We start from the raw sequence: 25,244 nt of genomic DNA, 5'->3' as shown, positions 1-25,244 counted from the left end.
TCCGGAAGTTCATGCGGCTTTGATCGTCACATGAGTGCAGATGGTTCCGACGTCCGACGTGCCTACGACCCGACCCGGCTGCGGGCGGTCTTCGAGCGGAACTTCACCTATGCCTCCGCGGTGGAGCGCAACGTGCACCGGTTCGGCAGCAAGCCCGCTCTGAGCGACCCGGAGACCGGGCGGTCGTGGACGTACGCCCAGCTCGGCGCGGTCACCGGACACCTGATCGGTGGCCTCGCACGCCACGGTGTGCAAGCCGGCGACGTCGTCTGCTACCAGCTGATGAACCGGCCGGAGTTCGCGTTCCTCTACGTCGCGACCCAGGGCTTACGTGCCGTGGGTTCGCCGATGAACTTCCGTCTTGCACCCGGGGAGACCGCACACATCCTCGACGACGCCGAGCCCGTGGTCTTCGTGTACGAAGCCGCTGCTTCCGCCGACGTCGCGACCGCGCTCGCACTGGCCTCCCATCGACCGGCCGTGCTGGTCTCGGTCGGAGAGCCGGTCCCCGACGTCGAGCCGTTGCCGGCCTCGATCACCTTCGAGGAGTTGCTCGACACGTCGGCACCGTCGTTCCGAGCTCCCGAAGCCGGCACCGTCTGGGACGAGACCACCCGCCTCTACACCTCGGGCACCACGGGCCGCCCGAAGGCCGTGCCCCTGTCGAGCCTCAACGAGACCCTGAGTGCGCACGACGTGATCATGCACCTGCCGCTGTCACCCCGGGACCGGACGCTGAACATGTCGCCCTGGTTCCACCGGGGCGGCGTGTACTGCGCGGGACCGAACCCGGTGTTCTACGTCGGGGCGGAAGCCGTCACCCTGCGGCAGTTCGACCCGGTGCGTGTCCTCGACCTGATCGAGGAGTCGAGCCTGACGTTCGTCGTCGGAGCTCCGACGAACCTGGAGCGCCTGGCGGACGAGCAGGAGGCGCGGCCCCGTGACCTGTCGAGCCTCACCGGCATCGTCACGATGGGGGCACCCTTCGAACGGCAGGCGGCGCTGCGGTACCAGCGGGTGCTCACCCCGAACATCTCGAACGGGTACGGCACGACCGAGACCTTCTGGAACACGTTCCTCCGCGGCTACGAACTGACCGCCAACGCGGGTGCTGCCGGGCGCGCGAACATCGACGACGACGTCGCCGTCGTGCAGGCCCTCGCCGGACGGCTCGCCGACCCGCGGGACCAGGTCGCGAAGGACGGCAAGGAGATCGGCGAGATCGCGATCCGGTCGATCAAGTCCGGGTACGCCTACGTGCACGACCCGGACGCAGAGCAGGCGAAGTTCCAGGACGGTTGGTTCTACCCGGGGGACCTCGCCACCTGGAACGAGGACGAGGTCGTCACGATCGTCGGCCGGAAGGACGACATGCTCATCTCCGGCGGCGAGAACGTGCACCCCGTGCAGGTCGAAGAGGTCCTCGCCGGTCACGCCGGGGTCGCGGACTCGATCGTGGTGGGGAAGGCGGACCCCGAGTGGGGCCAGGTCGTCGTGGCGTACGTCGTCCGTCGCAGCGGACAGCTGACCGATCCCGCTTCCGCGGCTTCGGCTCTCGACGCGCACTGCCGGGCGAGCACCGACCTCGCCGACTTCAAGCGGCCGCGCCTCTACGCCTTCGTCGACGAGTTGCCCTACACGGCCACCGGGAAGAAGCAGCACTTCGTGATGCAGCGCCGCACGTCCGACGACGCGGAAGCCGGCCTGTTCGTCCGCCCCTGAGTGCAGTGGCAGCAGCGCGGTGCAGTGGCGCCAGCGCGCAGACGGCCCGTCAGCGGAGTCGGCGGACGTGCACCGTTGCGACTCAGCGGGAGGTTCACACCGGTGCCGGCAGCTCCAGGCCCTTGAGCTCGCGCATCACGGAGTTGAGGTGCCACTGGTCGCGGAACAGCCCGTACCGGTCGCGGTCGGTGGTGACGATCTCCAGGTCGCGCCGCCGCTCGAGCAACGCGAGGTCGGAGTCCGTGACGGTGCGGACCATCGTCCACGGCAGCGGTTCGACGCGGACGGCGGTGCCGAACTCCGCCGACAGGCGCGACGTCAGGACCTCGAGCTGGAGCGACCCGATGACGCCGACCATCGGCGCCTGCGCGGTCCGACGCTCGGACTCGAGCAGCTGCACGACGCCCTCGCCGGCGAGCTGTTGCATGCCCTTGCGGAACTTCTTCGCGGTGCTCGGGTCGGTGGGCGCGACGGTGGCGAACAGCTCCGGCGCGAACCGGGGGAGCGGCTCGAACTCGACGGCCTCGTCGCTGTACAGGGTGTCCCCGGGGTGCAGCATCGTCGCGTTCACCAGACCGACCACGTCGCCGGGCCAGGCGACGTCGACGGTGTCGCGCTCCCGACCGAACACGCTGAGCGCGTGCTTGGTGTTGAACCGTCGGCCGGACTGCGCGTGGGTCAGCATCATGCCGCGGTCGAACCGGCCCGAGCAGATCCGGACGAAGGCGACCTGGTCGTGGTGGGCGGGGTCCATGTTCGCCTGCACCTTGAACACCTGGGCTGCGAAGGGCTCGGTGACCGGACGGGGCGCGCCGTCCTCGGTGCGACGCGGGAGCGCGGCAGGGGCGGTGTCGCGCAGGAAGCGCAGCAGGTCGACCGTGCCCAGGTGCTTGGTGGCGACGCCGAAGAACACCGGCATGCTCACGCGCGCGTGGAAGTCGTCCTGGTCGGGCAGCCCACGGACCTCGCGGGTGAGCTCGACCTCTTCCAGCGCGGTCGCCCACGCACTTCCGAACAGTTCGGCGGCCTCGTCCGCCGAGCGCTCGGTCGCGACCGGCAGGTGCCCACCGCCGGTGGACTCGTACGTGGTCAGGGTCCCGGTCGTGGTGTCGACCAGTCCCCGCAGGTCACCGGCCTCGCCGACCGGCCAGGTGACCGGCGTCGGGGCACGTCCGGTGCGCTCCTCGAGCTCGTCGAGCAGGTCGAGGGCTTCACGGCCGGGGCGGTCCCACTTGTTGACGACGGCGATGACGGGGATGTCGCGGGTGCGGCAGACCTCGAACAGACGGATCGTCTGCGCCTCCATGCCCTTCGCGGCGTCGATCAGCATGACCGCGCAGTCGACGGCCGCGAGCGCGCGGTAGGTGTCCTCGGAGAAGTCGGCGTGGCCCGGGGTGTCGACGACGTTGATGAGCGTGCCGCCGGCGTCGAGTTGGACGACGGCAGAGCTGATCGAGATCCCGCGGCTCCGCTCGATCTCCATCCAGTCGGACACGGTCGCGCGCCGGGTGGCCTTGCCCTTGACCGCACCGGCCTCGTCGATGGCGGAGGCCGCCAGGGTCAGCGACTCGGTGAGCGTGGACTTGCCAGCGTCCGGGTGGGCGATCACGGCGACGGTCCGACGGCGTTCGGCTTCCCGCTCGATCGTGCCGGCGGCGGCGGTGTCCGCCGGGGACGGACCGGTCACGCGTCGCCCCGCTCGTGGCGTCGACCGACGGCGTGACCTGGGTGTTCCGACTTCTGCACCCTCCGACGATACCGACTGCTCCGGACAGTCGACGAACCGGGGCCCTCCGGGAGGCGCGCCGGGTCCGGCGCGTTCCGGACGCCCGCGACCCCGCGACCGCCGCCGGGGTACCGCGACAGGGAACCCCTCTCCGGCACCTTCCGCCGTACCGTGGGCCCATGCCGAACGAGAACGAGGTACGGGACTTCCTGATGTCGCGGCGCGCGCGCATCGCGCCGGAGTCGGTCGGACTCCCGGGCGGTGCCGGTCGGCGGGTCCCGGGCCTCCGACGCGGCGAGGTCGCGGTCCTCGCCGGGGTGAGCGCCGAGTACTACGCGCGGATCGAGCGGGGGAACCTGGCCGGGGTCACCGACACCGTGCTCGACGCGATCGCCCGGACGCTGCGGTTCGACGACTCCGAGCGATCGCACCTGTTCGACCTGGCCCGGTCGGCGAACGTGTCACCGGTGCGCCGGGCCCGCACGAGCACCTCGGGGTCGGTCCGTCCGGGGCTCCGCTTCGCGCTCGAGGCGATGCGGGACGTCGTCGCCTTCGTGCAGAACGCCCGTCTCGACGTGGTGGCGATGAGCGACCTCGCCCGGGCGCTCTACAGCGACGTCGTCGAGACCGGAGGCGACCAGCCGAACTTCGCCCGGTTCGCGTTCCTGCACCAGGACCTGTCCCGTCGGCTCTACCCGGACTGGGAGGGAGCGGCGGACATCTCGGTCGCGATGCTGCGGACCGCGGCCGGCCGCCACCCCGACGACCGCGGACTGCGGGACCTGATCGGTGAGCTCGCGACGCTCAGCCCGGAGTTCCGGCAGAAGTGGGCGGCGCACGAGGTCCGGTTGCACACCCACGGCGTCAAGACCTTCCACCACCACGCGGTCGGTGACGTCCGGCTCCACTTCGAGAACCTGACGCCGGGCCTCGACAGCGAGCACAGTCTGCTCGTCTACGCGGCGGAGCCGGGCAGCACGGACGCCGAGTCCTTGCAGCTGCTGGCGAGCTGGGCCGCGACACGGGCGGCGGACGGTGCACGGGCGACGGGCGTGTCGGACGAGATGCGCGCCTCCCGACCGGCTGGTGTCGACCGAGACGTGCCCTGACAGGGCGTCCTCCGTCCGGTGGCCCCGCCGTACGGTCGATCCGGCCGCAGCACCGACAGGACGGACCCCGATGACGACCACCGCACCCACCCCGACGACGACCGGGGACACCCAGACCCGCATCCCGTGGAGCGCCCTCGTCGCCCTCGCCGCGATCGGGTTCCTGCTGCTGTCCGCCGAGACGATGCCGGCAGGGCTGCTGCCGCTGATGGCCCGGGACCTGGACACCGGTGAGGGTGTCATCGGTCAGTTCATCAGCGTCTGGGCGCTCGGCACCGTCGTGGTCACCGTGCCGGCCATCACGCTCACCCGCGGGATGCGCCGGAAGCCGCTGCTGCTCATGACCCTGCCCTGCCTGGTGCTCGCGAACGCCGTGACCGCGATCTCGTCGGACGTCGTCGTCTCGCTCGTCTCCCGCTTCGTCGGCGGTGCGGCCACCGGCGTCCTGTGGGGGATGCTGGCCGCGTACGGGCGTCGGATCAGCCCGCCCTCCCGTGGTGGCCTGGCCCTGGCGATCGTGTCGACGGGTGCGCCGGTCGGTTTCGCCCTCGGCACACCACTCGGCGCCTGGGTCGGCGGGGTGCTGGACTGGCGCTGGTCCTTCGTCGGCATCTCCGTGCTCGGCGTCGTGCTGCTCGTCCTGGTCACGCTCCTGGTGCCGGACGTCGCGGGACAGCCCGCCGGCGGACGCCTGCCGCTGCAGCGGGTGTTCCTCCTCCGCGGTGTGCCGGTCGTCCTCGCCGTCATCTTCGTGTGGATGCTGGGCCACAACACGATCTACACGTACATCGCGCCGTTCCTGCGGGACACCGACACGGGTCTCTCGGCGGACCTGGTGCTGCTGGTCTACGGGGTCTGCTCGATCGGTGGCGTCGTCCTGACGGCGGTCCTGATCGACCGGTACCCCCGGGGGCTGCTGTGGGCGAGCCTCGGCGGCTTCGTCGTCGCTGCGGTGCTGCTCGTCGTCGGGCACGGATCAGCCCCGGTCGTCCTCGGTGCGGCCGTGCTGTGGGGGCTGACCTTCGGCGGTGCGGCGCCACAGTTGCAGAGCGCACTGACGATCGCGGGCGGCACGGAGTCGGACCTGGCGAACGCGTTCCTGCCGGTGGCCTTCAACCTCGCGATCTCCGCCGCCGGTCTGGTCGGCGCGCTGCTCATCGCGGTCTCGGGCGGGCTGGTCCTCGCGGTGTCCATGGCCGTCCTCGGGGCCCTGGCGCTGGTCGTGACGGTGGTCGGCCGGCAGACCTTCGCCGGTCGTGCCTGAACGGAGCCCGGCCTAGTACTCCGACTTCGCCGCGCAGGTCACCGTGTCGGCGGTCTGGCCGGACACCGAGTCCGGCAGCTCGGCCGCGGACGCGCTCGCCCGGGGCGTCGCCGGAGGCGTCGTCGTGCTCCCGGAGGCGGGCGGGGTGGTAGTGGCTGACGGGCTGGCGGGAGCCGACGGCTTCGCGGTGGGCGCGTCGGGATCGCGAACGGCGGAACGGCCGAGGCTGTTCGGGGCGAGCCGCACCGGTTCGTCGTCCTGCAGCGCAGCCGTCAGGGTCGCCGCGGGCCCCTCGGACACCAGGACCCGAGCCGGGTCCTCGGGGTCGTCGACGACCGGGAACTGAACGAACACCATGTTCGAGAGTCCGACGGTGTTGACCGCGAGTGCGAGGCGCGCCAGGGTCGCCGCGTCGTCGAGCGAATCCGACAGGACCATGTTCTTGAAGGCGGTGTCCGCGAGCCGCAGGACCTTCGCCGGGTTGGTGAGCGTGCCGGCGGAGACGGTCTGGCGGGCGAGGGCGGACATGAACGTCTGCTGGTTGCTGATCCGGCCAAGGTCGCTCGCGTCGCCGACGCCGTGTCGCGACCGGAGGAACGCAGCGGCCTCGGCCCCTCGGAGCTCGCGGTTGCCGGGCTGCAGGTCGAGCGCCGGGGTGACGTCGTCGTCCTTGATCGGCGTGGCGAGGCAGACCGTGACACCGCCGACCGCGTCGGCCATCCGGACGACCCCGTCGAAGGTGATCTTGCCCGCGTAGGCGATCTGCAGGCCGGTGAGCTTGCCGATGGTGCTCGCGACGCAGGCCAGGCCGTGCTGCTCGCCGCCGCGGGAGAGCGCCGTGTTGAGCATCGCGGCGGACGAGGCCGGGGTGACGGCACCGTCGTCGTTCGTGCACGCCGGGATCGGGACGACGAGGTCGCGCGGGAAGCTGATCACCGACATGTTCGAGTGGTCGGCCGAGATGTGCACGAGGATGTTGGTGTCGTTGTTGCCGACGCCGTTGCTGGCCTGCTGGTTCGCCGGGTCGTCGAACCCGGCACCCTGTCCGTCGCGGGTGTCGGTCGCGACGAGCAGCATGTTGACCTCGCCCGACTGGGCCGTCAGCGCGGGCGCCTTCTTCGCAGTGGTGCCGGGCATCGCGAGCGAGACGGACGGCTGGGCGCCCTGCAGGACCTGCCAGGTGGCGATGGCGGCGATCGAACCGGACCCCACCACGGCGACCGCGGCGACGACGGCGATGCCGCGCAGCACGAACCCGAACGGACCGCGACGACGCAGCCTGCCGTGCCGGATGAGCGGTGACGGGCTCGTCGACTGGTCCGCGTGCGCTCGTCCGTCGTCCGACATGCATCCCCCGGGGTCAGTCCGGGAGAGGTCCCGGTCCCGTCATCATGCCGGACCGCAGGGCTCCGCACCGTCGAGACACCTGAGAGACCGTCAGGCGGCGGCGCCCTCGTCCACCGCGAGCACCTCGGTCCGGAGCGCCGGGCAGTGCTCGGGACTCGGGTGCTCGGAGATGTGGATGACCTCGTCCAGCCGGTCCCGGGTCGCCGTCAGCTCGGCCAGCTGTGCGGTGATCCGGTCGCGTTCCTGCACGAGCAGGGCGAAGGACTCGGCCGTGGCTTCACCGGCGTCGACGCAGGGCAGGAGCCGGACGATGGTGCGGCTCGGCAGTCCGGCGGCGAAGAGCTGCTGCACGAGGCGGACCCGGTCCACGGCCTCCGTCCCGTAGGTCCGTTGCCCGGTGCCGGTCCGGGTGGCGGTGAGCATCCCCTGCTCCTCGTAGTAGCGGAGCGAGCGGACGCTCACCCCGGTCCGGGCAGCGAGGTCGCCGATGCGCATGTCGTCTCCGTTCGGGGCTTGCCCCTGACACTGATGTGAGGTCTTACCGTAACCGAGCCGCAGCGGGACGGACCCGTTCGGCGGAAGGAAACCACCATGGACATCACCGGATCCGTCGCCCTCGTCACCGGTTCGAACCGCGGGATCGGACGACACTTCGTCGAACAGCTCCTCGAACGCGGCGCGTCGAAGGTCTACGCCACCGCCCGGCGTCCCGACCTCGTCGACGTCCCCGGGGTCGAGGTGCTCGCCCTCGACATCACCGACCCGGCCTCGGTCGCGGCCGCCGCCGCAGCAGCCGGCGACGTCACGCTGCTGATCGACAACGCCGGCGTCTCGTCGTCCGGCTCGCTGCTCACCGACGACCTGGCGGACGCCCGCCGAGCCCTCGACACCCACCTCTGGGGAACGCTCGACATGGTCCGGGCGTTCGCGCCCGTCATCGAGCGGAACGGCGGGGGTGCGATCGTCAACGTCCTCTCCGCGCTCTCCTGGTTCTCGGCGCCGGGCGCGGGTGGGTACGCCATCGCGAAGGCCGCCGAGTGGAACATGACCAACGCCGTCCGGCTCGAGCTCGCCGGCCGGGGAGTCACCGTGCAGGGCCTCCACCTCGGCGCCGCCGACACCGACATGATGGCCGGCTACGACGGCCCGATGACCGACCCCGCGGACGTCGTCCGTGCGGCCCTCGACGGGGTCGAGCGGGACGCCACCGAGGTGCTGGTCGACGACTGGACCCGCCTGGTCAAGGCCTCCCTGGCGGGCGACCCGGTGGACTTCTCGGCGCAGATCGCCTGACCCGGTCAGCGCGTGCCGACCGGCACCGGACCGGGGAGACGACGGACGGGAGGCCCGTGGCGACACCGCCACGGGCCTCCCGTCCGTCGGGTGCATCAGTCCGCCAGCGCTGGTCGGTCAGCCCTTGAGGCCGGCGGAGGCCATCGTGGCGACGAACTGCTTCTGCGCGACGAGGAAGAGCAGGATCAGCGGCAGGGTCGCGACGACGTTGCCCGCCATGAGGAGCGACCAGTCGGTGCGCCGCACGCCCTGGAAGTTCGTCAGGCCGAGCTGCAGCGTGAAGGCGTCCTCGTCGTTGATCGCGATGAGCGGCCAGACCAGGTCGTTCCAGGACCCGAGCAGTGTGAACACCGCCAGGGTGGCCAGGGCCGGACGGGCGAGTGGCAGCACGATCCGGAAGAAGACCTGCAGCCGGCTGCAGCCGTCGATCATGCCAGCCTCCTCGAGTTCGGCGGGCAGCGACAGGAAGAACTGCCGCATCAGGAAGATGCCGAACGCCGACGCGAGCCACGGCACGATCGCGGCCCCGAGGTGGTCGACGAGGTGCAGTCGGGCGAACATGACGTAGGTGGGGATCATGAGCAGCTGCGACGGGATCATGATCGTGGCGAGGACGGCCAGGAACCCGAAGGTGCGGCCGGGGAAGCGCAGCCGGGCGAAGCCGTACCCTGCGAGCGAGCACAGGACCAGGTGCGAGACGATCGCCGACGCCGACACGATGACGGTGTTGAGCAGCCAGTGCAGGACGTCGCTCTCGGCGAAGAGCCGCTCGTAGCCGGACAGGGTGAACTGCGTCGGGATGAAGGACGGCGGGAACCTGTTGATCTCGGACGCGGGCTCGAGCGAGGTCGTGAACATCTCGATGAACGGCACCAGGAAGAGCAGCGAGATCGGCAGGAGCAGGAGGTGCCAGGGGCTGAACGGCAGGCGTCGCCGTCGCCGCGAGGTGGGTGCCCCGACGGCGTCGGCGCGGTCGGGACCGGGTACGAGGACGGGGACACGGGTCTCGGTGGACATCAGGGCGTGCTCCTTCCGGCGTGTCGCTGCGCGACCGTGACGATGACCGTGGTGACGAGGGTGAGGAAGAACAGGCCGTAGGCGATGGCGGAGCCGTAGCCGAACTGGAGGTTCTGGAACGCGACCTTCCAGAGGTGGTAGACGATCGTCTGCGTCGCGTCGAGCGGCCCTCCGCGGGTGGTCGCGTAGACCAGGTCGAAGAGCTGGACCGCCTGCAGGGTCTGGTAGACGGCGACGAACGAGGTGACCGGCCGCAGCTGTGGCCAGACGACCCGCCAGAAGGTCTGCCACGAGTTCGCGCCGTCGATCCGGGCGGCCTCGATGACCTCGCCGGGCACGTCCTGCAGTGCGGCGAGGTAGATCACCGTGGTGAACGCCGCCTGCCCCCAGAGCGACATCACGATGATGACGAGCATCGCCTCGCTCCGGTCCTCGAGCCAGCCCTGCTGCGGCAGGTGCAGGACCCGCAGGACGTTGTTCACGATGCCGAACTGCGGGCTGAACAGGTACGTCGTGAGGATCCCGGTGGCGGCCGCGGATGCGACGAACGGCACGAAGACCGCCGTGCGGTAGAGCCCGATGAACCGGATCTTGCGGTTGAGTGCCACCGCGAGGAACAGCCCGAGCAGGAGCGACGCCGGCACGAAGAGGACCGTGTAGAGCCCGGTGTGCAGGACGGCCGCTCCGAGCGAGGCATCGGTGGCCAGGTCCTGGTAGTTCTGCGTGCCGACGGCCGTCGCCGGGCTGAACCCGTCCCAGCTCTGGAACGAGAGCACGAGTGCCCACACGCCGGGGAAGATCGTCAGACCGAGGACGATGGCGAGCGCGGGGGCGACGAAGCCCCAGCCGGCTGCTGCCTCACGCCGGGACCGGGCGGACCGCCGACGGGCTGCGGCCTTCGCGGGCGTCTGCTCCCGCTGCCGGGGCGGCCGGATCGTGGAAGTGCTCATGTCGTGGCTCCTAGCCCTGTCGCAGTGCCTTGTCGGCGGCGACGGTCGCCTGCCGCAGCGTCTCGGCCGGGGTCCCCTCGCCCTGGAGCACCCGCGCGACCCCGTTGCCGACGGCTTCGGACAGGCCGTTGTAGCCGGGCACCGTCGGTCGCGCCTGTTCGGCGTTGGCGGAGTTCGCCTGCATGACGTCGAGCCCCGGCAACGCGGCGACCTGCTTCCGGAACGCGGCGCTGGAGGTCTCGCTCGAGCGGAGCGGCAGGTTGCCGACGGCGACGTTGAACCACTCGTCCTGTTCCGCCGAGGTCAACCACCGGGTGAACTCGGTCGCCCAGTGCGCGCGGTTCACGTCCTCGTTGTCGAACACCGTCCAGAGGTCCGGGCCCGACACGGTCTGGTGGTCGCCGTCGGTGCCCGGCAGCTGGACGACGCCGTACGAGGTCTTCGCCGTCTGCAGGGCCGAGAGTTGCCACGGGCCGGAGGTGATCATCCCGATCCGGTCGCTCGCGAACAGCTGCGCGGCCTTCGTGTCGGTCTGGTCGAGGTACACGCTGCGGTCGTCGACCGCCATGGCGCGGAGGAACGCGACCGCCTCGACCCCGGCCTTCGAGTCGAAGGCGGACTGTTCGCCGTCCTCGCTGAGGATCGCGCCGCCGTTCTGCCAGAGGTGTGGCCAGAGCTGCCAGGTGGTCTCCTCGCTGCCGGAGACCGAGTAGCCGTACCCGTAGGTGTGGCTGTCCGCGTCCGTCAGTCGCTTCGCCGCACGCCGGAAGTCGGTCCAGGTCCAGTCCGCGGTCGGGTACGCGACGCCGGCCCGGTCGAACACGGTGGTGTTGTAGAGCAGCGAGATGTTGTCGACGACGGCGGGGAACCCGATCACCTTGCCGCCGGTCGGTTGCGCGGTCTCCCGGGCCGCCGACGAGAACTCGTCCCAACGGACCTCCGGATCGGACACCACGTCCCGGAGGTCGAGCGTCCGACCGGAGCGCTCGAGCTGGCTCGCCCAGGAACCGAACGTGTAGGAGATGTCGGGGGAGTCGTGGCCGGCGAACGACGCCGCGAGTTTCTGGAGGAGCTCCTCGGTCGACGAGGCACCGGAGGACATGTCGATCGTGACGTTCGGGTGCTCCTCCTCGAACTCCGCGACGAGGCGCTGCAGGAGCTTCTCGGCCCGGTCGCTCTGGCCGGACCACATGGTGATGGTGACCGGTGCGTCGGTGTCGAGCACGGTCGCCCCCGGGGAAGCGCAGCCGGCGACCATCGTCGTCGTGACCGCGAGGGCGACACCGAGCACGAGGCCCTTCAGCCGTCTGGTCGATGGTCGGAGGGTGGACGTCCGTCGTCGTGTCGGCACCGAGAACTCCTTCGTGATCGAACCGTGGGATGGGTCGTGGAGGCATACTGTGTGGTTTTGAGCAGTTGTCGCAATGAACGACCAGAAACGCGCAGTCCAGTTGAGCGAAAGGGAATCCGTGACGCACTTCCTCGAGTCCGCCCCGATCCTCCGGACCGGGTCGTCGAAGCGGTCCAGCCGCAAGATCGCGATCATCACGGCCGTTCGCGAACGTCGGAGCGTCGGGCTCGACGACCTGGTGCGGGCGTTCGGGGTGTCCGCGGCGACGATCCGGCGAGACCTGGCGGACCTCGAGGACCAGGGGCTCCTCGCCCGGACACACGGCGGAGCGCGGACCCTGTCACCGGCGTCCGAGGTCCCCGTCGGGCTGCGGGACTCCCAGTACCGCGACGCGAAGCTGCTCATCGCCCGCTGCGCCGCGACCCTGCTGCCCGAGGGGCCCTGCGCCGTGGCGATCGGCGGTGGCACCACGGCCGCCGGGGTCGCGCGTGCGCTGATGTTCCGGGCAGACCTCACCGTGGTCACGAACTCGGTGACGACGGCGTCGGAGATCGGCGGCCGGCCGAACCTCACGGTGGTGGTCACCGGCGGCGTCGTCCGCGGGCACTCCCTCGAACTGGTCGGTGCGCTGGCGGAGAGCACCTTCAACGCCGTCACCGTGGGGACGGCGATCCTCGGCATGGACGGTGTCAGCGTCGCGGGCGGGGCGACGACGCACGACGGGACCGAGGCGCGGACGAACAGCGTCATGGCGCGTCGGGCTCACCGGGTCGTGGTGGTCGCCGACTCATCCAAGATCGGCCGGGTCACCACGGCCCGGGTCGCCGACCTCGGCGACGTGGACGACCTGGTGACCGACGACGCGGCGGATCCCGACGAACTCGACCGCATCCGGCGGCACGGCGTCCGCGTCCACACGGTCAGCGTGCCGCCGCCGCGCTGACCCGCACCCGGCCGAACCGGTCCCGCCCGGCGAGGTGCGGCGCGGAGACGATCGTAGGAGCAGCTGCGGCATCGACGACGGAAGCGAGCACCGTGACTGCGCGGCGCTGGTGGTGCGTCGTCGGGGGTCGGCGGTCCGATGTCCACGAGGTCCGGGGGAGAATGAGCCCGTGGACGGTCAGGGACAGCAGCCGCGATGGCGGAAGACGTGGTCGACGGTGCAGGTCGGGGTGTTGTCCGCGGCCGTGGTCGGGTGCATCGTGCTCCTGCTGACCGGGGACGGGACGCTCGACCGGGTCTACGCGGTCGCGCTCGTGTTCTTCGGCATCGCCCTGCTCGGGCACGTCACCTTCCTGGTGCTCACGGCGCGGGCCGAGCGGGGACGCTGAGCGGACGACCGCGCACACGTCCACCCGCACCCTGTCAGGCTGTACTCCCCATGGAACTCATCGCGCCCGAACTCGTCGTCGTGCTCGTGGTCGCGATCGCCGTCGCCACCGCCGTCTCGAACCGGCTGCGCGTCGCGCCCCCGGTCCTCCTGCTCGCCTTCGGGGCCGCGATCGCCTTCATCCCGGCGTTCGGGAAGCTGGAGCTGCCCGCCGACGTGGTGCTCTTCCTGTTCCTGCCGGCACTGCTCTACTGGGAGAGCCTGACGATCTCGCTCCGGGAGATCCGGAACAACCTGCGCGGCATCGTCCTGATGGGCACGCTCCTGGTCGTGCTCACCGCCGGCGGTGTGGCGACGCTGCTGCACCTGCTCGGGATGCCCTGGGGCCCGGCGTGGGTGCTCGGTGCGGCGGTCGCGCCGACGGACGCCACCGCGGTCGGTGCGCTGACCCGGTCGCTGCCACGTCGGAACACGACCGTCCTGCGCGCGGAGTCCCTGGTGAACGACGGGACGACGCTCGTCATCTACGGCATCGCGGTCGCGGTCACGGCGGGGGAGCAGGAGCTCACCGTCTGGAACGTGTCCGGCATGCTGCTCCTGTCCTACGTCGGTGGGATCGCGGCCGGACTCGTGACGTCGTGGCTCGGGATGCTCGTCCTCCGTCGGATCCACGCGGTCGTGCTCGAGAACCTGCTGACGCTGCTGGTGCCGTTCGCCGCCTTCCTCGCCGCCGAGGCGGTGGGTGCCTCCGGCGTCCTCGCGGTCGTGGTGGCAGGGCTCGTCGTCAGCCAGGTCGCGCCGAAGCTCGACCGGGCCGAGACGCGCCAGCAGGTGCGGTCGTTCTGGTCCTTCAGCACCTTCCTGCTCAACGGCGCCCTGTTCGTGCTGGTCGGGATCGAGGCGACGATCGCCGTCCGGGAACTCGCCGGCAGTGAGATCGTGATCGGCCTCGGGCTCATCGGCGCCGTCTCCGTCGCCGTCGTCGTGCTGCGGTTCGCGTTCCTCAACCTCTCGTGGGGCACGATCCGTCTCGTCACGCTGCGGACGGGAGGGTCGCCCCGCGAAGGACACCGCGACCGGCTGGTCAGTGGGTTGACCGGGTTCCGCGGCGCCGTCTCGCTCGCCGCCGCCGTGGCCGTCCCGCGGCTGGTCGAGAGCGGTGGCGCGTTCCCGGACCGCGACCTCATCGTGTTCGTCACCGCGGGCGTCGTGGTGGTCACCATCGTCGGGCAGTCGCTCGTGCTGCCGGCCGTCGTGCGCTGGGCGTCCTTCGACGGCAGCGGCGAGGTCCTCGAGGAGCGCCGATCCGCTGAGCGCACGGCACTCGAGGAAGCCCTCGACGCGCTGCCGCGGTTGGCTCGGAAGACCGGTGCCGAGGCGGAGATCGTCGACCGGATCCGCGAGGACTACGAGGGTCACCTGGCGCTCGTCAAGGCCGAGGAGAGCGAGGACGACGAGCACCCGCTGCTGGTCCAGCGCGGCGCGGCGGTCGAACTCGAGCTCGCACTCGTCCGGCTGAAGGCGGCGACGGTCCTGCGGTTGCGCGACCAGGGTGAGATCGACGACCTGGTGCTGCGGCAGGTCCGCGCCGAGTACGATGCCGAGGAGACCCGACTGCTCCGGCTCGACCAGCGCGGCTGACGATCCGTCCGCCTCCTTACGGCTGGCGGGCGTCCGCCGATAGTGCGTACTGACCACCCACGGACGGGCGGTCGAACACCTGCCCCACGGACGGCGGCGGGTCGATCGAGAACCAGGACGGGCCATGATCGTCGTCACGCGACTGAACGGCAGCGGATTCGCTGTGAACCCCGATCTCGTGGAGCGCATCCAGGAGACGCCGGACACGACGCTCATCATGGTCGACGGGGCGAAGTACATCGTCCGCGAGTCGCTGGCCGAGGTCATCGACCGCATCGCCGGGTACCGAGCACGCATCGTCAGCATGGCGTACGGCACCGACCTGCCCGTCGGCCGCGACGGCACCGGCCCACAGCCGACCCTCGCCCCGGTCGCTCCGCTCCGCATCCAGGACGGAGGTCGCTGACGTGGACATCGCGACCATCATCGGCATCCTCCTGGCCTTCGGCGCACTCTTCGGCATGGTCGAGATGGAGCACGTCGAACTCGGCGGTCTGTTCCTCCCCGCGCCGATGCTCCTGGTGTTCGGCGCCACCATCGGCTGCGGCATCGCGAGCACCACGCTGAAGGACGCCCTCTCGGCGTTCACGTCCGCGCCGAAGGCGTTCACCGGCAAGGTCACCCCGCCGCAGGCCGTCATCGACGACGTCGTCGGACTGGCCGAGACCGCCCGCTCGAACGGCCTGCTCGCGCTCGAGCAGGAGGCCGACAAGCACGACGACCCGTTCATGAAGAAGGCACTGCAGAACATCGCCGACGGCACCGACGGCGACGAGCTGCGGATCCTGCTCGAGGACGAGATCGAGTCGAACGCCGCGCCGATGCGGAGCGCGAGCGCGTTCTTCATGGGGCTCGGCGGCTTCGCCCCGACCGTCGGCATCATCGGCACCGTCGTCTCGCTGACCCACGTCCTGGCGAACCTCGGCAAGCCGGACGAGCTCGGCCCGCTCATCGCCAGCGCCTTCGTCGCGACGCTGTGGGGCCTGCTCACCGCCAATTTCCTCTGGCTGCCGATCGGTGGGAAGCTCCGGAAGCTCGCCCAGCTCGAGTCGGACCGGCAGACACTCCTGATGGAAGGCCTCCTGGCCGTGCAGGCCGGCAGCCAGCCACGGCTCCTCGGCGAGCGCCTCACCGCGATGGTGCCGCCGAGTGCCCGTGGCGCCTCGGGCAAGAGCGCCAAGGTCAAAGCCGGCGCCGACGACCAGCAGCTGGCGGCCTGAGCATGAGCGCCAACCCCCGGGGGCGCGGGCGCGGTCGCAAGAAGGGCGGCCACGACGAGGCCGAACACCCCGACGAGCGCTGGATGGCCTCGTACATGGACATGATCACGGTCCTGATGTGCATGTTCCTCGTGCTGTTCGCGATGTCGACCGTCGACCAGGAGAAGTACATCGCGCTGAAGAACTCGCTCGCCACCGGGTTCGGCGAGGTGAAGTCGCAGAAGGTCGACACCGCCTCCGGCACCGTCGTCACGAAGGACCAGGTCGAGGACGGCTCCGGCTACGCGACGGACAAGGCGCAGGCGGACCACTCCACCGCGGCCTCGGGGACGAAGGACACCAACGTCGACCCGGCGTCCACCGTCGTGCCGCAGACCGCGACCGAGGCGGACGTCAAGGCCGCGCAGGAGGAGCTCGACGACCTCGAGGCGATCGAGGCCGCGATCAAGGGCAACCTCGACAAGGCGGGTCAGAGCTCGAACGTGCAGTTCACGGTCGACGCCCGCGGACTCACCGTCCGGCTGATCGGCAGCGAGACGTACTTCGGCACGAACAGCGCGGACCTGTCGGACCAGGCGAAGCGGATCATGGACGCCATCGCCCCGGTCCTCCGCGGCGCCGACCACGACGTCAGCGTCGAGGGACACGCCGACAGCCGGAACTCCACCGCCCCGTACGCCACGAACTGGGAGCTCAGCGCCGCCCGCGCGACCGGGGTGCTCCGCGACCTCGTCGAACGGGGCGGGATGCCGGCCGCCCGGATCCAGTCCGTCGGCTTCGGGTCCAGCCGGCCGCTCGCGAAGGGCTCCACGGACACCGACCTCGCGTTGAACCGCCGTGTCGACATCGTGGTCCTGTCGAACGCCGACCAGGACGTCAGTGCCCTCATGCCGAGCCTCGCGAAGGCGCAGGACGGAGCCCGCTCCGGGTAGGCGCGACCGTCGCCCCAGAAGAGGGGCCAGAGCTGACGGCCGTCCCCCGGCGGCCGAGAGTACGACTCGTGACCGAGACCCTGACCGCGCCCGAGGTGTACGACTTCGCGCGCCCGTCGACGCTCGCTCGCGAGCACGCCCGGGTCCTCGAGCTGGCCTTCGAGACCTTCGCGCGGCAGTGGGGCACGCAGCTGACCGCGAAGGTCCGTGTCCTCAGCCAGGTCGCGTGCGAGCAGGTCGCGATGATGACCTACGACGAGTACGCGGCGTCGTTGCCCGCGCTCACCGGGATGGTGCTGCTGCCCATCGAGGGCGTCACCGCCAAGGGCGTCCTGCAGGTCCCGCTCGACGCCGCCCTGACCTGGGTGTCACACTCGCTCGGCGCCTCGAAGCCGCTGCCGACACCCGAGCGGACGTTCACCCCGATCGAGCAGGCCCTCGTGCGCCGCCTGGTCGAGGACGCCCTCGACGACCTCCGCTACTCCCTCGGCGGGCTGCTCGACCAGCCCGTCACCGCCGGGGCCTTCCAGTTCAACAGCCAGTTCGCCCAGGCCGCCCAGAAGTCCGACCTGATGATCGTCGCGTCGTTCGAGATCCGGGTGGGGGAGCGCATCGCCGCCGGCACACTCGCCCTGCCCGCCGAGGCCGTCCTGCCCCAGCTCGTCGACCGCCCGGCCGACGTCTCGACCGCCGACGCGAAGGCACTGCTCGACGCGCAGCTCGCGTCGGTGCCGGTCGGCGTCTCGCTCCGCTTCGCCCCGGCCACCGTCCTGCCGGCACAGGTCCTCGGCCTCGCCGTCGGCGACGTCCTGCCGCTGCCACACCCGCAGCACCGCCCGCTCACCATCTCCGTCGACGGTGAACCCGTCGGCACCGCCGCCGTCGGCGCGAACGGCTCGCGGCTCGCGGGCGTCGTCGTCACCACCACCGCATCGGAGCCGTCCGCATGACCGTCGTCACCGCCACCCTGCACACGACCGCCGCCGAGGCGCTCGCCAGCGCACTGCCCACCGCCGTCCCGCTCGTGGCCGTCGCCCAGCCGGGAGGCCCGTCCGCCGACCTGCAGGCACGTGCCGCCGACGCCGTGGTCGCTTCCTTCGTCGGTGGCGTCTCCGCGGACCTCGCCGTGGTGCTGCTCGACCTCGCCGCCATCACGGCAGCGGGCGGCGTCGACTCCGGCCTCGTGTCCGTCGCCGACGTCCTCCGCCCGTCCCTCGAGGCCGCGGTCGCCCCGTTCGGTGCCGGCGTGCTCGGTGAGGGCCGCCGCGACTCCGCCGTCGCCCTGGTCGCCGACCCGGAGGCCGTGGTGTTCGCCCTGACCGCCGCCGGGCAGCCGATGGGCTGGATCGCGATCCGGATCCGGGAGAACGGCACCGTCGCCGAGCCGATCGCGGCCGCGCCGGTGTTGTCCGCCGGCAACCTCGGCCGCATCAACAGCGTCGAGATGACCCTCACGGTCGAGATCGGTCGCACCCGGATGTCGGTGCGGGACGTGCTCGGCATGGAGCCCGGTGCCGTCGTCGAACTCGACCGCTCCGCCGGTGCCCCTGCCGATGTGCTCCTCAACGGACGGCTCATCGCGCACGGCGAGGTCGTCGTCGTCGACCAGGACTACGCCGTCCGCATCACCAAGATCCTCGACGTCGCCGAGACGGTCTGACCCGGTGGACACGCTCGTCATCGCACTCCGCGTCGCACTCTCCCTCGGTGTCGTGCTCGCCCTCATGTGGGTGCTGCACCGCCGCATGCAGAAGGGGCAGTTCGGCGCGGGACGCACCCGGGGGCGTCGTTCGGCGTCACTCGAGGTCGTCGCCCGTCAGGGCATCGGCGGCAAGGCGAGCGTGGTCGTGGTCGACGTCGACGGGGAGCGGCTCGTCCTCGGCGTGGCCGAGCACGGTGTGACCCTCCTCACGAGCGGCCAGGCACCCGCGCCGGAGCTCACGATCGTGACCGGTCCGGTCGCGCTGCCGACGGCGGACGCGTTCCGTGCGGAGCTGGACCGACAGGACGAGGGCCGGTCGGGCCTCCAGTCTGAGACCGACACCGACACCGACGCCGCCGAGTCGCTGCCGCTGCGGCCGCGCGGCCGACGTGCCGCCCCGCGGACGAACGCGGTCGTCCCGACCGCCACGCAGCTGCAGGGCTCGGTCCTCTCCGCGGACACCTGGCGCCAGGCGGCGTCGGCGCTCCGCTCCCGGCGGACCGGGTGAGCGCGGCCCGCACGGGCAGGGTGCTGCTCTTCGTCCTCCTCGGACTGACGATGGTGGCCGGCTTCCTGATGCTCACCACGACCGGCGCCCACGCGGCCGGTGTGGTCCAGCCAACCGCCCCCGCGGCGCCGACCGCCCCGCCGACGCCGTCCACCGGCGGCTTCAGCGTCGACGTCAACGGCCCCGACGGCACGCCGTCCTCCGCCGTCGTCACCCTGATCGGGATCACGCTGCTCAGCGTCGCCCCGGCGCTGCTGCTGATGATGACCTCGTTCACCAAGATCTTCGTCGTCCTCGCCATGACCCGGAACGCGCTCGGCCTGCAGTCGATCCCGCCGAACCAGGTGATCGCCGGACTCGCGCTGTTCCTGTCGCTGTTCGTGATGGCACCCGTCATCGGGCACGTCAACGACGACGCCCTGCAGCCGTACCTGGCCGGGCACCTCGACTTCCAGCAGGCCGTCGAGATCGGCACCAAGCCGCTCCGGACGTTCATGCTGCACCAGACCCGCGACGAGGACGTCGCCCTCATCACCCGGGCTGCCGGTCAGGCGAACCCGAAGGACATGTCCGCCGTGCCGATGACGACGGTCATCCCGGCGTTCATCATCTCGGAGCTCCGCAGTGCGTTCATCATCGGGTTCGTCATCTTCATCCCGTTCCTGGTGATCGACCTCGTCGTCTCCGCAGCCCTGATGTCGATGGGCATGATGATGCTCCCGCCGGTCATGATCTCGCTGCCGTTCAAGATCCTGCTCTTCGTGCTCGTCGACGGCTGGGGTCTCATCATCACGTCGCTGATCGAGAGCTACCACGTTGTCTAGCCGCACCTCGCTGCTCGGCGGAGCACTGCCCGGGAGGCACGCGTGAACCAGCAGGCGGTCATCGACCTCACCCTCCAGGCGCTCCTCGTCGCCGGCAAGCTCGCGGCACCCGTGCTCATCACCTCGCTCGTCGTCGGCTTCGCGATCTCGCTGTTCCAGTCGGTGACGCAGATCCAGGAGGTCACGCTCTCGTTCGTGCCGAAGGCCCTGGCCGTGGCGATCGCCCTGGTCGTCTGCGGCAACTGGATGATCTCCGAGATGATCGCCTTCACCCACGTGGCGTTCGACATGATCCCGAAGCTGCTCGGGAGCGGCTGATGGACCTGGTCTTCGACGCCGCCCGGCTCGAGGGCACGATGCTCGCCGGCGTCCGGCTCGTCGCGTTCTTCGTGGTCGCCCCGCCGTTCTCGTACAAGGCGTTCCCCGGCGTCGTGAAGGTGATCCTCGGCCTGGGGCTCGCGATCGGCGTCGCCCCGAAGGTCACCGCCGGGTACGAGCAGCTCGACACGGCCGCGTTCCTCGTCGCCCTCGTCACCCAGCTGCTCGTCGGACTGGTGCTCGGCTTCATGGTGTACCTGGTGTTCGCGGCCGTGCAGTCCGCGGGCGCGCTCGTCGACCTGTTCGGCGGGTTCACGCTCGCGCAGGCGTACGACCCGCAGTCGCAGGTGAACGGCGCCCAGTTCACCCGGCTGTTCCAGATGGCCTCGCTCGCGTTGCTGTTCGCCTCCGGCGGGTACCAGCTGATCATCGGCGGGCTGGTCCGGTCCTTCGACGGTGTGCCGCTCGTGGACGGCCGGTTCCCGATCGACGGGATCGCGCCGATGCTCGTCGCGGCGTTCGGGCAGATGTTCCTCGCGGCACTGCAGATCGCCGGCCCGCTCGTCGTCGTGCTGTTCCTCGCCGACGTCGGCCTGGGCCTGCTCACCCGCGTCGCCCCCGCCCTGAACGCGTTCCAGATGGGCTTCCCGATCAAGATCGGCCTCACCGTCCTGTTCGCCGGCGCGCTCTTCATGGCCCTGCCGAGCGTCGTGTCGTCCCTCACGGGTGACGCCGTCCAGGCGATCACGGGCAGGGGGTGACGGCATGTCGGACAGTGGAGAACGCTCCGAACAGGCATCCGACAAGCGGATGCGCGAGGTGCACCGCAAGGGGCAGCTCGGCCGGTCGCAGGACCTCAGCGCCTGGATCGGCATCGCCGTCGCCGCGCTGATGGTCCCGTCCACGATCGGGCACGCCTCGGCGGCCGGGCAGCAGCAGCTGCACGCCGTGACCCTCGTCATCGCTGACCCGAGCATCGGCACCATGCGGCACGTCCTCGACGACGCCCTCGCCTCGATCGGCAGCACGATCGGCCCGATGCTCGCCGTCGTCGCCGTCGCGGTGCTCGCCGTCGCGGTCGCCCAGGGTGGGGTGCACATCAAGAAGCTCACCCCGGAGCCGGACCACTTCGATCCCGTGGCCGGCGTGAAGCGGGTGTTCGGTACGCAGGCGCTCTGGAACGGGGTGAAGGCACTGCTGAAGACGGCGGTCGTCGGTCTCGTGCTGTGGTTCGCCGTGCAGGGACTCGTCCCCGTGCTCATGTCGAGCGGCTCGCTGCCGCTGACGAGCGTCCTCGAAGCTGCCGGAGCCGGCGCGGGCACCCTGCTCCGTGCCGCGATCGCTGCCGGGCTCGTCCTCGCCGCGCTCGACGTGTTCGTCGTCATCCGCCGGAACCGCAAGCGGACGATGATGACCAAGCGCGAGGTCAAGGACGAGAACAAGCAGGCCGAGGGTGACCCGCTCGTGAAGTCGCAGCGTCGCTCCCGCCAACTCGCCGCCAGCCGGAACCGGATGATCGCCGCGATCGGCACCGCCGACGTCGTGATGACCAACCCGACGCACTACGCCGTCGCGATCAGGTACGAGGCCGGCAAGTCCGCACCCCGGGTCGTGGCGAAGGGCGCCGGACCCGTCGCCGACGCCATCCGCCTGAAGGCCACCGAGGAACGGGTGCCGATGGTCCAGGACATCCCGCTCACCCGTGCCCTGCACGCCGCGTGCCAGCTCGGGCAGGAGATCCCCGTCGACCTCTACACACCCGTCGCCCGCGTCCTGTCGTTCGTGATGACGCTCGCCGCCCGCGGTGCCACCGCCGGCACGCACACCCCGCCCCGCCCCACCACCCCGGAGGAGGTCGCCACCGTGCTCGACCCGACCACGCTCAGCGGCGACGTCCGACCCCGCAAGCTCCGGACTCCGCGTCCCGTCACCGAACCCACTCCCGGAGAGGCCCTCCCCGCATGAAGCGCGCCGACCTGCCGCAGTTCGCCGTACCGGTGCTCATCGTCGGCATCATCCTGCTGTTGATCCTGCCGGTGCCACCGTTCCTGCTGGACGTCCTGATCATCTGCAACATCCTGCTGGCGCTGGTGATCCTGCTCACGACGCTGTTCGTGAAGAAGCCGCTCGACTTCTCGGTGTTCCCGTCGCTGCTGCTCGTCGCGACGCTGTTCCGGCTCGGGCTCAACGTCGCCTCGACCCGCCTCGTGCTCGCGCAGGGCTTCGCGGGCGACGTCATCCAGGCCTTCGGGCACGTCGCCGTGGCCGGCTCGGTCATCATCGGCGCGGTCATCTTCCTCATCCTCGTGGTGATCCAGTTCGTCGTCGTCACGAAGGGCGCCGAGCGCGTCGCCGAGGTCGGTGCGCGCTTCACCCTCGACGCGATGCCCGGCAAGCAGATGGCCATCGACGCCGACCTCAACGCCGGACTCATCACGGACGAGCAGGCCAAGGAGCGCCGCGCGTCGGTGTCCGCCGAGGCCGACTTCTACGGCGCGATGGACGGCGCGTCGAAGTTCGTCAAGGGCGACGCGATCGCCGGCATCCTGATCCTCGTCATCAACCTCGTCGGCGGCATCGCGATCGGCATGCTGCAGAACGGCATGTCGATCACGGACGCGCTGTCGCACTACGGCATCCTCACCATCGGTGACGGCCTGGTGTCACAGATCCCCGCGCTCCTGATGGCCGTGTCGACCGGCATGATCGTCACCCGCTCCGGGGCCGAGTCCGACATCGGCACGTCGGCCTCCGACCAGCTGTCGCAGTCCCGGACCGCCCTGATGATCGCCGGCGCTGCCGCGATCGCGATGGGGTTCATCCCCGGCATGCCGATCCTGCCGTTCCTGCTCATCGGCGCGACCCTGCTCTTCACCGGGTGGCGGATCGGTCAGAACGCGAAGCGTGCCGCCGCCACGGCCGCCGAGCAGCAGGCACTCGCGGCCGCCGCACCGGCGAGCGACACCCCCGAGGACCTCCTCGAGCAGATGCGCGTGCACGCCCTCGAGATCCTGCTCGCCCCCGACCTCGTCGACATGGTCTCCGGCGCCTCCGACGACCTCCTCGGCCGGGTCCGGGCACTCCGCCGCAAGATCGCCATCGACATGGGGATCGTCGTCCCGCCGGTCCGGACCCGGGACAGCATCGACCTGCCGCCCTCCACCTACGCCATCCGGATCGCCGGGGTCGAGGCCGGTCGCGGCACCGCGCCCGCGCGGAGCGTCCTGGCCCTCGGCGAACAGCTCGACGGCCTGCCCGGTGACCCCACCGTCGAGCCGGTGTTCGGCCTCGCTGGCAAGTGGGTCCCCGCGGAACTCCGGCACGCCGCCGAGATGACCGGCGCGACCGTCATCGACCGCGTGTCCGTGCTGGTCACCCACCTGCAGGCCGTGATCGGCGACAACGCTGCCCGGCTGCTCACCCGCGAGGACGTCAAGGTCCTGGCCGAGGGGGTCAAGCAGGTCAACCCCGCCGCCGTCGAGGAGCTCGTCCCCGGGATGCTCTCGATGGCCGAACTGCAGCGCGTCCTGCAGGGGCTGCTCGCCGAGCGGGTGCCGATCAACGACCTCGGCCGGATCTGCGAGGCGCTGACCCTCCGCGCGAAGGTCTCCACCGACCCCGAGGGCCTGGTCGAGTCGGCTCGCGCCTCGCTCGGTCCGGCACTGGCCGCCCGACACCTCGACGGCACGGTGCTCCGTGTCATCATGATCGACCCGGTGCTCGAGCAGGCGATGCTCGAGGGGCTCCGGCCGTCCGAGCAGGGCAGCCAGATCCTCCTCGACGCGCACCGGATCGAACAGGTCCTGGGCTCCGTCCGGGACTCGGTCCGCGCCGTCGAGGACCAGGGGCTGTCCGCCGTCCTGGTCTGTGCACCCCAGCTCCGTCCGGCCGTGCACCGCATGGTGTCGGCGCAGGCGAACGGGCTGCCGGTGCTGTCGTACCAGGAGGCGACCGCCGCGGGCTCCACCATCGAGACCGTGGGGGTGGTCCGTGCCGCCGATCCGATCGCAGCGTAGCGGCGCGACGCTCGACGAGGTCCGCGCCGGCGTCCTCGCCGAGTTCGGCCCCGGCGCGCGCATCGTCTCCGCCGAACGCGTCACCACGGGCGGCGTGGCCGGGCTGTTCCGGAAGGCCCATGTCGAGGCCGTCATCGAGGTCCCCGACCCGCTCGACCCGCCGACCGCCCGCGTCGCGATCGCCTCCTCCCCGGCCAAGCGCGTGGGCATCGCGGCGCTCCTCGCCGACGCCGAGGCAGCCGAGTCCCGCATCGCCGGCTCCGACGGCACCGCCACCGTCCGGGCGGACGCCTTCGCGTCGGTCCTCGACGGTTTCGCCGCGGACGGACTGGCCCCGCCGCGCCGGGCCGCCGCCCGACCCGCCGGGGTCGAGCCGGGCCTCCCGTCCGCGACCGACGGTGCGGTCCCGTCCGTGACCAGCCTGCCGGGAGGCCCGGACACCGACCCCTGGGCCGACCTGCGCGCCGAGATGCTCGCCCCCGCGACCAGCGGCGTCCCCGCCGCTCCGGCGCCCGCACCCGCGGTCCGCTCGGCAGACGGTGACCTCGTCCTGCTCGTCGGCCGCGCCACCGACGTCGACGCCGCCGCCGGGGTGTTCGCGAGCCGGCACGGCCTGCGTGCCACAGCGGCCTCGGACCGGCGGAGCGGCATCCTCGCCCGCGCCGACGCCGTACGCGACGGCGCCGCACTGCTCGCGGTCGCGGCGTGGACCGACGTCGCGACCACCACGTCCCTCGCGCCGGACCAGGTGTGGGTCGTCGTCGACGTCGGGCGGAAGCACGAGGACGCGGTCACGATGCTCCGGGCCGTGGTCGAGGTGGGTGTCCCGATCGCGGGCGTCCTGGCGATCGGCGCCGAGGAGACGAGCACGCCGGAGACCGTCCGCCTGCTCGGGGTCCCGGTCCGGACGCTCTGACCGATCCTCGCAGCCGCCTGGTGCTCGTCGCTGCCGGGCTGGCGGCGGGGGAGTCGCT

25 protein-coding genes are annotated in these 25,244 nt (G+C 71.2%); 19 read left to right on the top strand and 6 right to left on the bottom strand.

The features are described 5' to 3' along the window. The first annotated feature begins 30 nt into the window (after positions 1-30). Positions 31-1,722, top strand: coding sequence for a class I adenylate-forming enzyme family protein (locus DEJ24_RS06335; protein WP_111077784.1), 1,692 nt, complete (start codon positions 31-33; stop codon positions 1,720-1,722). Between the two features lie 94 nt (positions 1,723-1,816). On the opposite strand, the gene DEJ24_RS06330 is transcribed toward DEJ24_RS06335, so the two are convergent. Further along, positions 1,817-3,409, bottom strand: a complete 1,593-nt coding sequence (locus tag DEJ24_RS06330; protein WP_220034441.1) for a peptide chain release factor 3 — start codon at positions 3,407-3,409, stop codon at positions 1,817-1,819. Between the two features lie 218 nt (positions 3,410-3,627). Between DEJ24_RS06330 and DEJ24_RS06325 the strand changes: the two genes are divergently transcribed. Together DEJ24_RS06325 and DEJ24_RS06320 are read left to right on the top strand one after the other, a co-directional pair. Next, on the top strand, positions 3,628-4,557 hold the full coding sequence (locus tag DEJ24_RS06325; protein WP_111077783.1) for a helix-turn-helix transcriptional regulator: 930 nt from the start codon (positions 3,628-3,630) through the stop codon (positions 4,555-4,557). Positions 4,558-4,627: 70 nt separating this feature from the next. Continuing rightward, entirely contained in the window at positions 4,628-5,821 is a 1,194-nt protein-coding gene (locus DEJ24_RS06320) for an MFS transporter (protein WP_111077782.1), read from the top strand. A 12-nt stretch (positions 5,822-5,833) separates the two neighbouring features. On the opposite strand, the gene DEJ24_RS06315 is transcribed toward DEJ24_RS06320, so the two are convergent. Next, a complete protein-coding gene (locus DEJ24_RS06315) occupies positions 5,834-7,168 on the bottom strand; it encodes an LCP family protein (protein ID WP_111077781.1) in 1,335 nt (444 codons plus the stop codon). A gap of 90 nt (positions 7,169-7,258) precedes the next feature. Next, positions 7,259-7,663: a MerR family transcriptional regulator gene (locus DEJ24_RS06310; RefSeq protein ID WP_110902375.1), complete on the bottom strand. Its 405-nt coding sequence runs from the start codon at positions 7,661-7,663 to the stop codon at positions 7,259-7,261. A gap of 96 nt (positions 7,664-7,759) precedes the next feature. On the opposite strand from DEJ24_RS06310, the gene DEJ24_RS06305 reads away from it, so the two are divergent. After that, positions 7,760-8,461 (top strand): SDR family oxidoreductase, encoded by a 702-nt coding sequence (locus tag DEJ24_RS06305; RefSeq protein WP_111077780.1) that lies wholly within the window; start codon positions 7,760-7,762, stop codon positions 8,459-8,461. 117 nt (positions 8,462-8,578) lie between these two features. Here DEJ24_RS06305 and DEJ24_RS06300 read toward each other — a convergent pair whose 3' ends face one another. From DEJ24_RS06300 to DEJ24_RS06290, 3 genes are read right to left on the bottom strand one after another with little or no spacing between them, the layout of a single operon-like run. Continuing rightward, on the bottom strand, positions 8,579-9,478 hold the full coding sequence (locus DEJ24_RS06300; RefSeq protein WP_111077779.1) for a carbohydrate ABC transporter permease: 900 nt from the start codon (positions 9,476-9,478) through the stop codon (positions 8,579-8,581). Then, positions 9,478-10,428 carry a carbohydrate ABC transporter permease gene (locus DEJ24_RS06295; protein WP_111077778.1) on the bottom strand — a complete coding sequence of 317 codons (951 nt, stop codon included), beginning with the start codon at positions 10,426-10,428 and terminating at the stop codon, positions 9,478-9,480. Before DEJ24_RS06295 ends, DEJ24_RS06300 begins: the two co-directional genes overlap by 1 nt. A 10-nt stretch (positions 10,429-10,438) precedes the next feature. Next, entirely contained in the window at positions 10,439-11,779 is a 1,341-nt protein-coding gene (locus tag DEJ24_RS06290) for an extracellular solute-binding protein (RefSeq protein WP_258374748.1), read from the bottom strand. A gap of 118 nt (positions 11,780-11,897) precedes the next feature. On the opposite strand from DEJ24_RS06290, the gene DEJ24_RS06285 reads away from it, so the two are divergent. From DEJ24_RS06285 to DEJ24_RS06215, 15 genes are all read left to right on the top strand, one after another. Further along, entirely contained in the window at positions 11,898-12,722 is an 825-nt protein-coding gene (locus tag DEJ24_RS06285) for a DeoR/GlpR family DNA-binding transcription regulator (RefSeq protein ID WP_258374508.1), read from the top strand. 169 nt (positions 12,723-12,891) lie between these two features. Next, positions 12,892-13,110: a hypothetical protein gene (locus DEJ24_RS06280; RefSeq protein ID WP_110902372.1), complete on the top strand. Its 219-nt coding sequence runs from the start codon at positions 12,892-12,894 to the stop codon at positions 13,108-13,110. Between the two features lie 50 nt (positions 13,111-13,160). Continuing rightward, the gene (locus tag DEJ24_RS06275) at positions 13,161-14,750 is read left to right on the top strand and encodes a Na+/H+ antiporter (protein WP_111077776.1); all 1,590 of its coding nucleotides are present in this window, start codon (positions 13,161-13,163) and stop codon (positions 14,748-14,750) included. 124 nt (positions 14,751-14,874) lie between these two features. Continuing rightward, positions 14,875-15,156: a flagellar FlbD family protein gene (locus DEJ24_RS06270; protein ID WP_111077775.1), complete on the top strand. Its 282-nt coding sequence runs from the start codon at positions 14,875-14,877 to the stop codon at positions 15,154-15,156. Between the two features lies 1 nt (position 15,157). Beyond that, the gene (locus DEJ24_RS06265) at positions 15,158-15,970 is read left to right on the top strand and encodes a motility protein A (RefSeq protein ID WP_111077774.1); all 813 of its coding nucleotides are present in this window, start codon (positions 15,158-15,160) and stop codon (positions 15,968-15,970) included. A gap of 2 nt (positions 15,971-15,972) precedes the next feature. Further along, the gene (locus DEJ24_RS06260) at positions 15,973-16,902 is read left to right on the top strand and encodes a flagellar motor protein MotB (RefSeq protein WP_111077773.1); all 930 of its coding nucleotides are present in this window, start codon (positions 15,973-15,975) and stop codon (positions 16,900-16,902) included. 68 nt (positions 16,903-16,970) lie between these two features. Continuing rightward, the gene (locus DEJ24_RS06255) at positions 16,971-17,852 is read left to right on the top strand and encodes a flagellar motor switch protein FliM (RefSeq protein ID WP_111077772.1); all 882 of its coding nucleotides are present in this window, start codon (positions 16,971-16,973) and stop codon (positions 17,850-17,852) included. Beyond that, positions 17,849-18,562: a flagellar motor switch protein FliN gene (fliN, locus tag DEJ24_RS06250; RefSeq protein ID WP_111077771.1), complete on the top strand. Its 714-nt coding sequence runs from the start codon at positions 17,849-17,851 to the stop codon at positions 18,560-18,562. Before DEJ24_RS06255 ends, fliN begins: the two co-directional genes overlap by 4 nt. A 4-nt stretch (positions 18,563-18,566) precedes the next feature. Next, a complete protein-coding gene (locus DEJ24_RS06245; RefSeq protein WP_181436547.1) occupies positions 18,567-19,112 on the top strand; it encodes a flagellar biosynthetic protein FliO in 546 nt (181 codons plus the stop codon). 50 nt (positions 19,113-19,162) lie between these two features. Continuing rightward, entirely contained in the window at positions 19,163-19,936 is a 774-nt protein-coding gene (gene fliP, locus DEJ24_RS06240; RefSeq protein WP_258374510.1) for a flagellar type III secretion system pore protein FliP, read from the top strand. Positions 19,937-19,978: 42 nt separating this feature from the next. After that, the gene (locus DEJ24_RS06235) at positions 19,979-20,254 is read left to right on the top strand and encodes a flagellar biosynthetic protein FliQ (RefSeq protein ID WP_110902510.1); all 276 of its coding nucleotides are present in this window, start codon (positions 19,979-19,981) and stop codon (positions 20,252-20,254) included. Continuing rightward, positions 20,254-21,015, top strand: coding sequence for a flagellar biosynthetic protein FliR (locus DEJ24_RS06230; RefSeq protein ID WP_110902363.1), 762 nt, complete (start codon positions 20,254-20,256; stop codon positions 21,013-21,015). Before DEJ24_RS06235 ends, DEJ24_RS06230 begins: the two co-directional genes overlap by 1 nt. 4 nt (positions 21,016-21,019) lie before the next feature. Then, entirely contained in the window at positions 21,020-22,219 is a 1,200-nt protein-coding gene (locus DEJ24_RS06225) for a flagellar biosynthesis protein FlhB (RefSeq protein ID WP_111077768.1), read from the top strand. After that, the gene (locus tag DEJ24_RS06220) at positions 22,216-24,270 is read left to right on the top strand and encodes a flagellar biosynthesis protein FlhA (RefSeq protein WP_111077767.1); all 2,055 of its coding nucleotides are present in this window, start codon (positions 22,216-22,218) and stop codon (positions 24,268-24,270) included. Before DEJ24_RS06225 ends, DEJ24_RS06220 begins: the two co-directional genes overlap by 4 nt. Next, positions 24,245-25,186 (top strand): hypothetical protein, encoded by a 942-nt coding sequence (locus tag DEJ24_RS06215; RefSeq protein WP_111077766.1) that lies wholly within the window; start codon positions 24,245-24,247, stop codon positions 25,184-25,186. Before DEJ24_RS06220 ends, DEJ24_RS06215 begins: the two co-directional genes overlap by 26 nt. Positions 25,187-25,244 lie beyond the last annotated feature (58 nt).

The organism is Curtobacterium sp. MCPF17_001, assembly GCF_003234615.1.
Taxonomy (GTDB): Bacteria; Actinomycetota; Actinomycetes; order Actinomycetales; family Microbacteriaceae; genus Curtobacterium.
The sequence above is the reverse complement of the archived record's forward strand: the minus strand, read 5'-3'. Positions and strand labels throughout refer to the sequence as shown.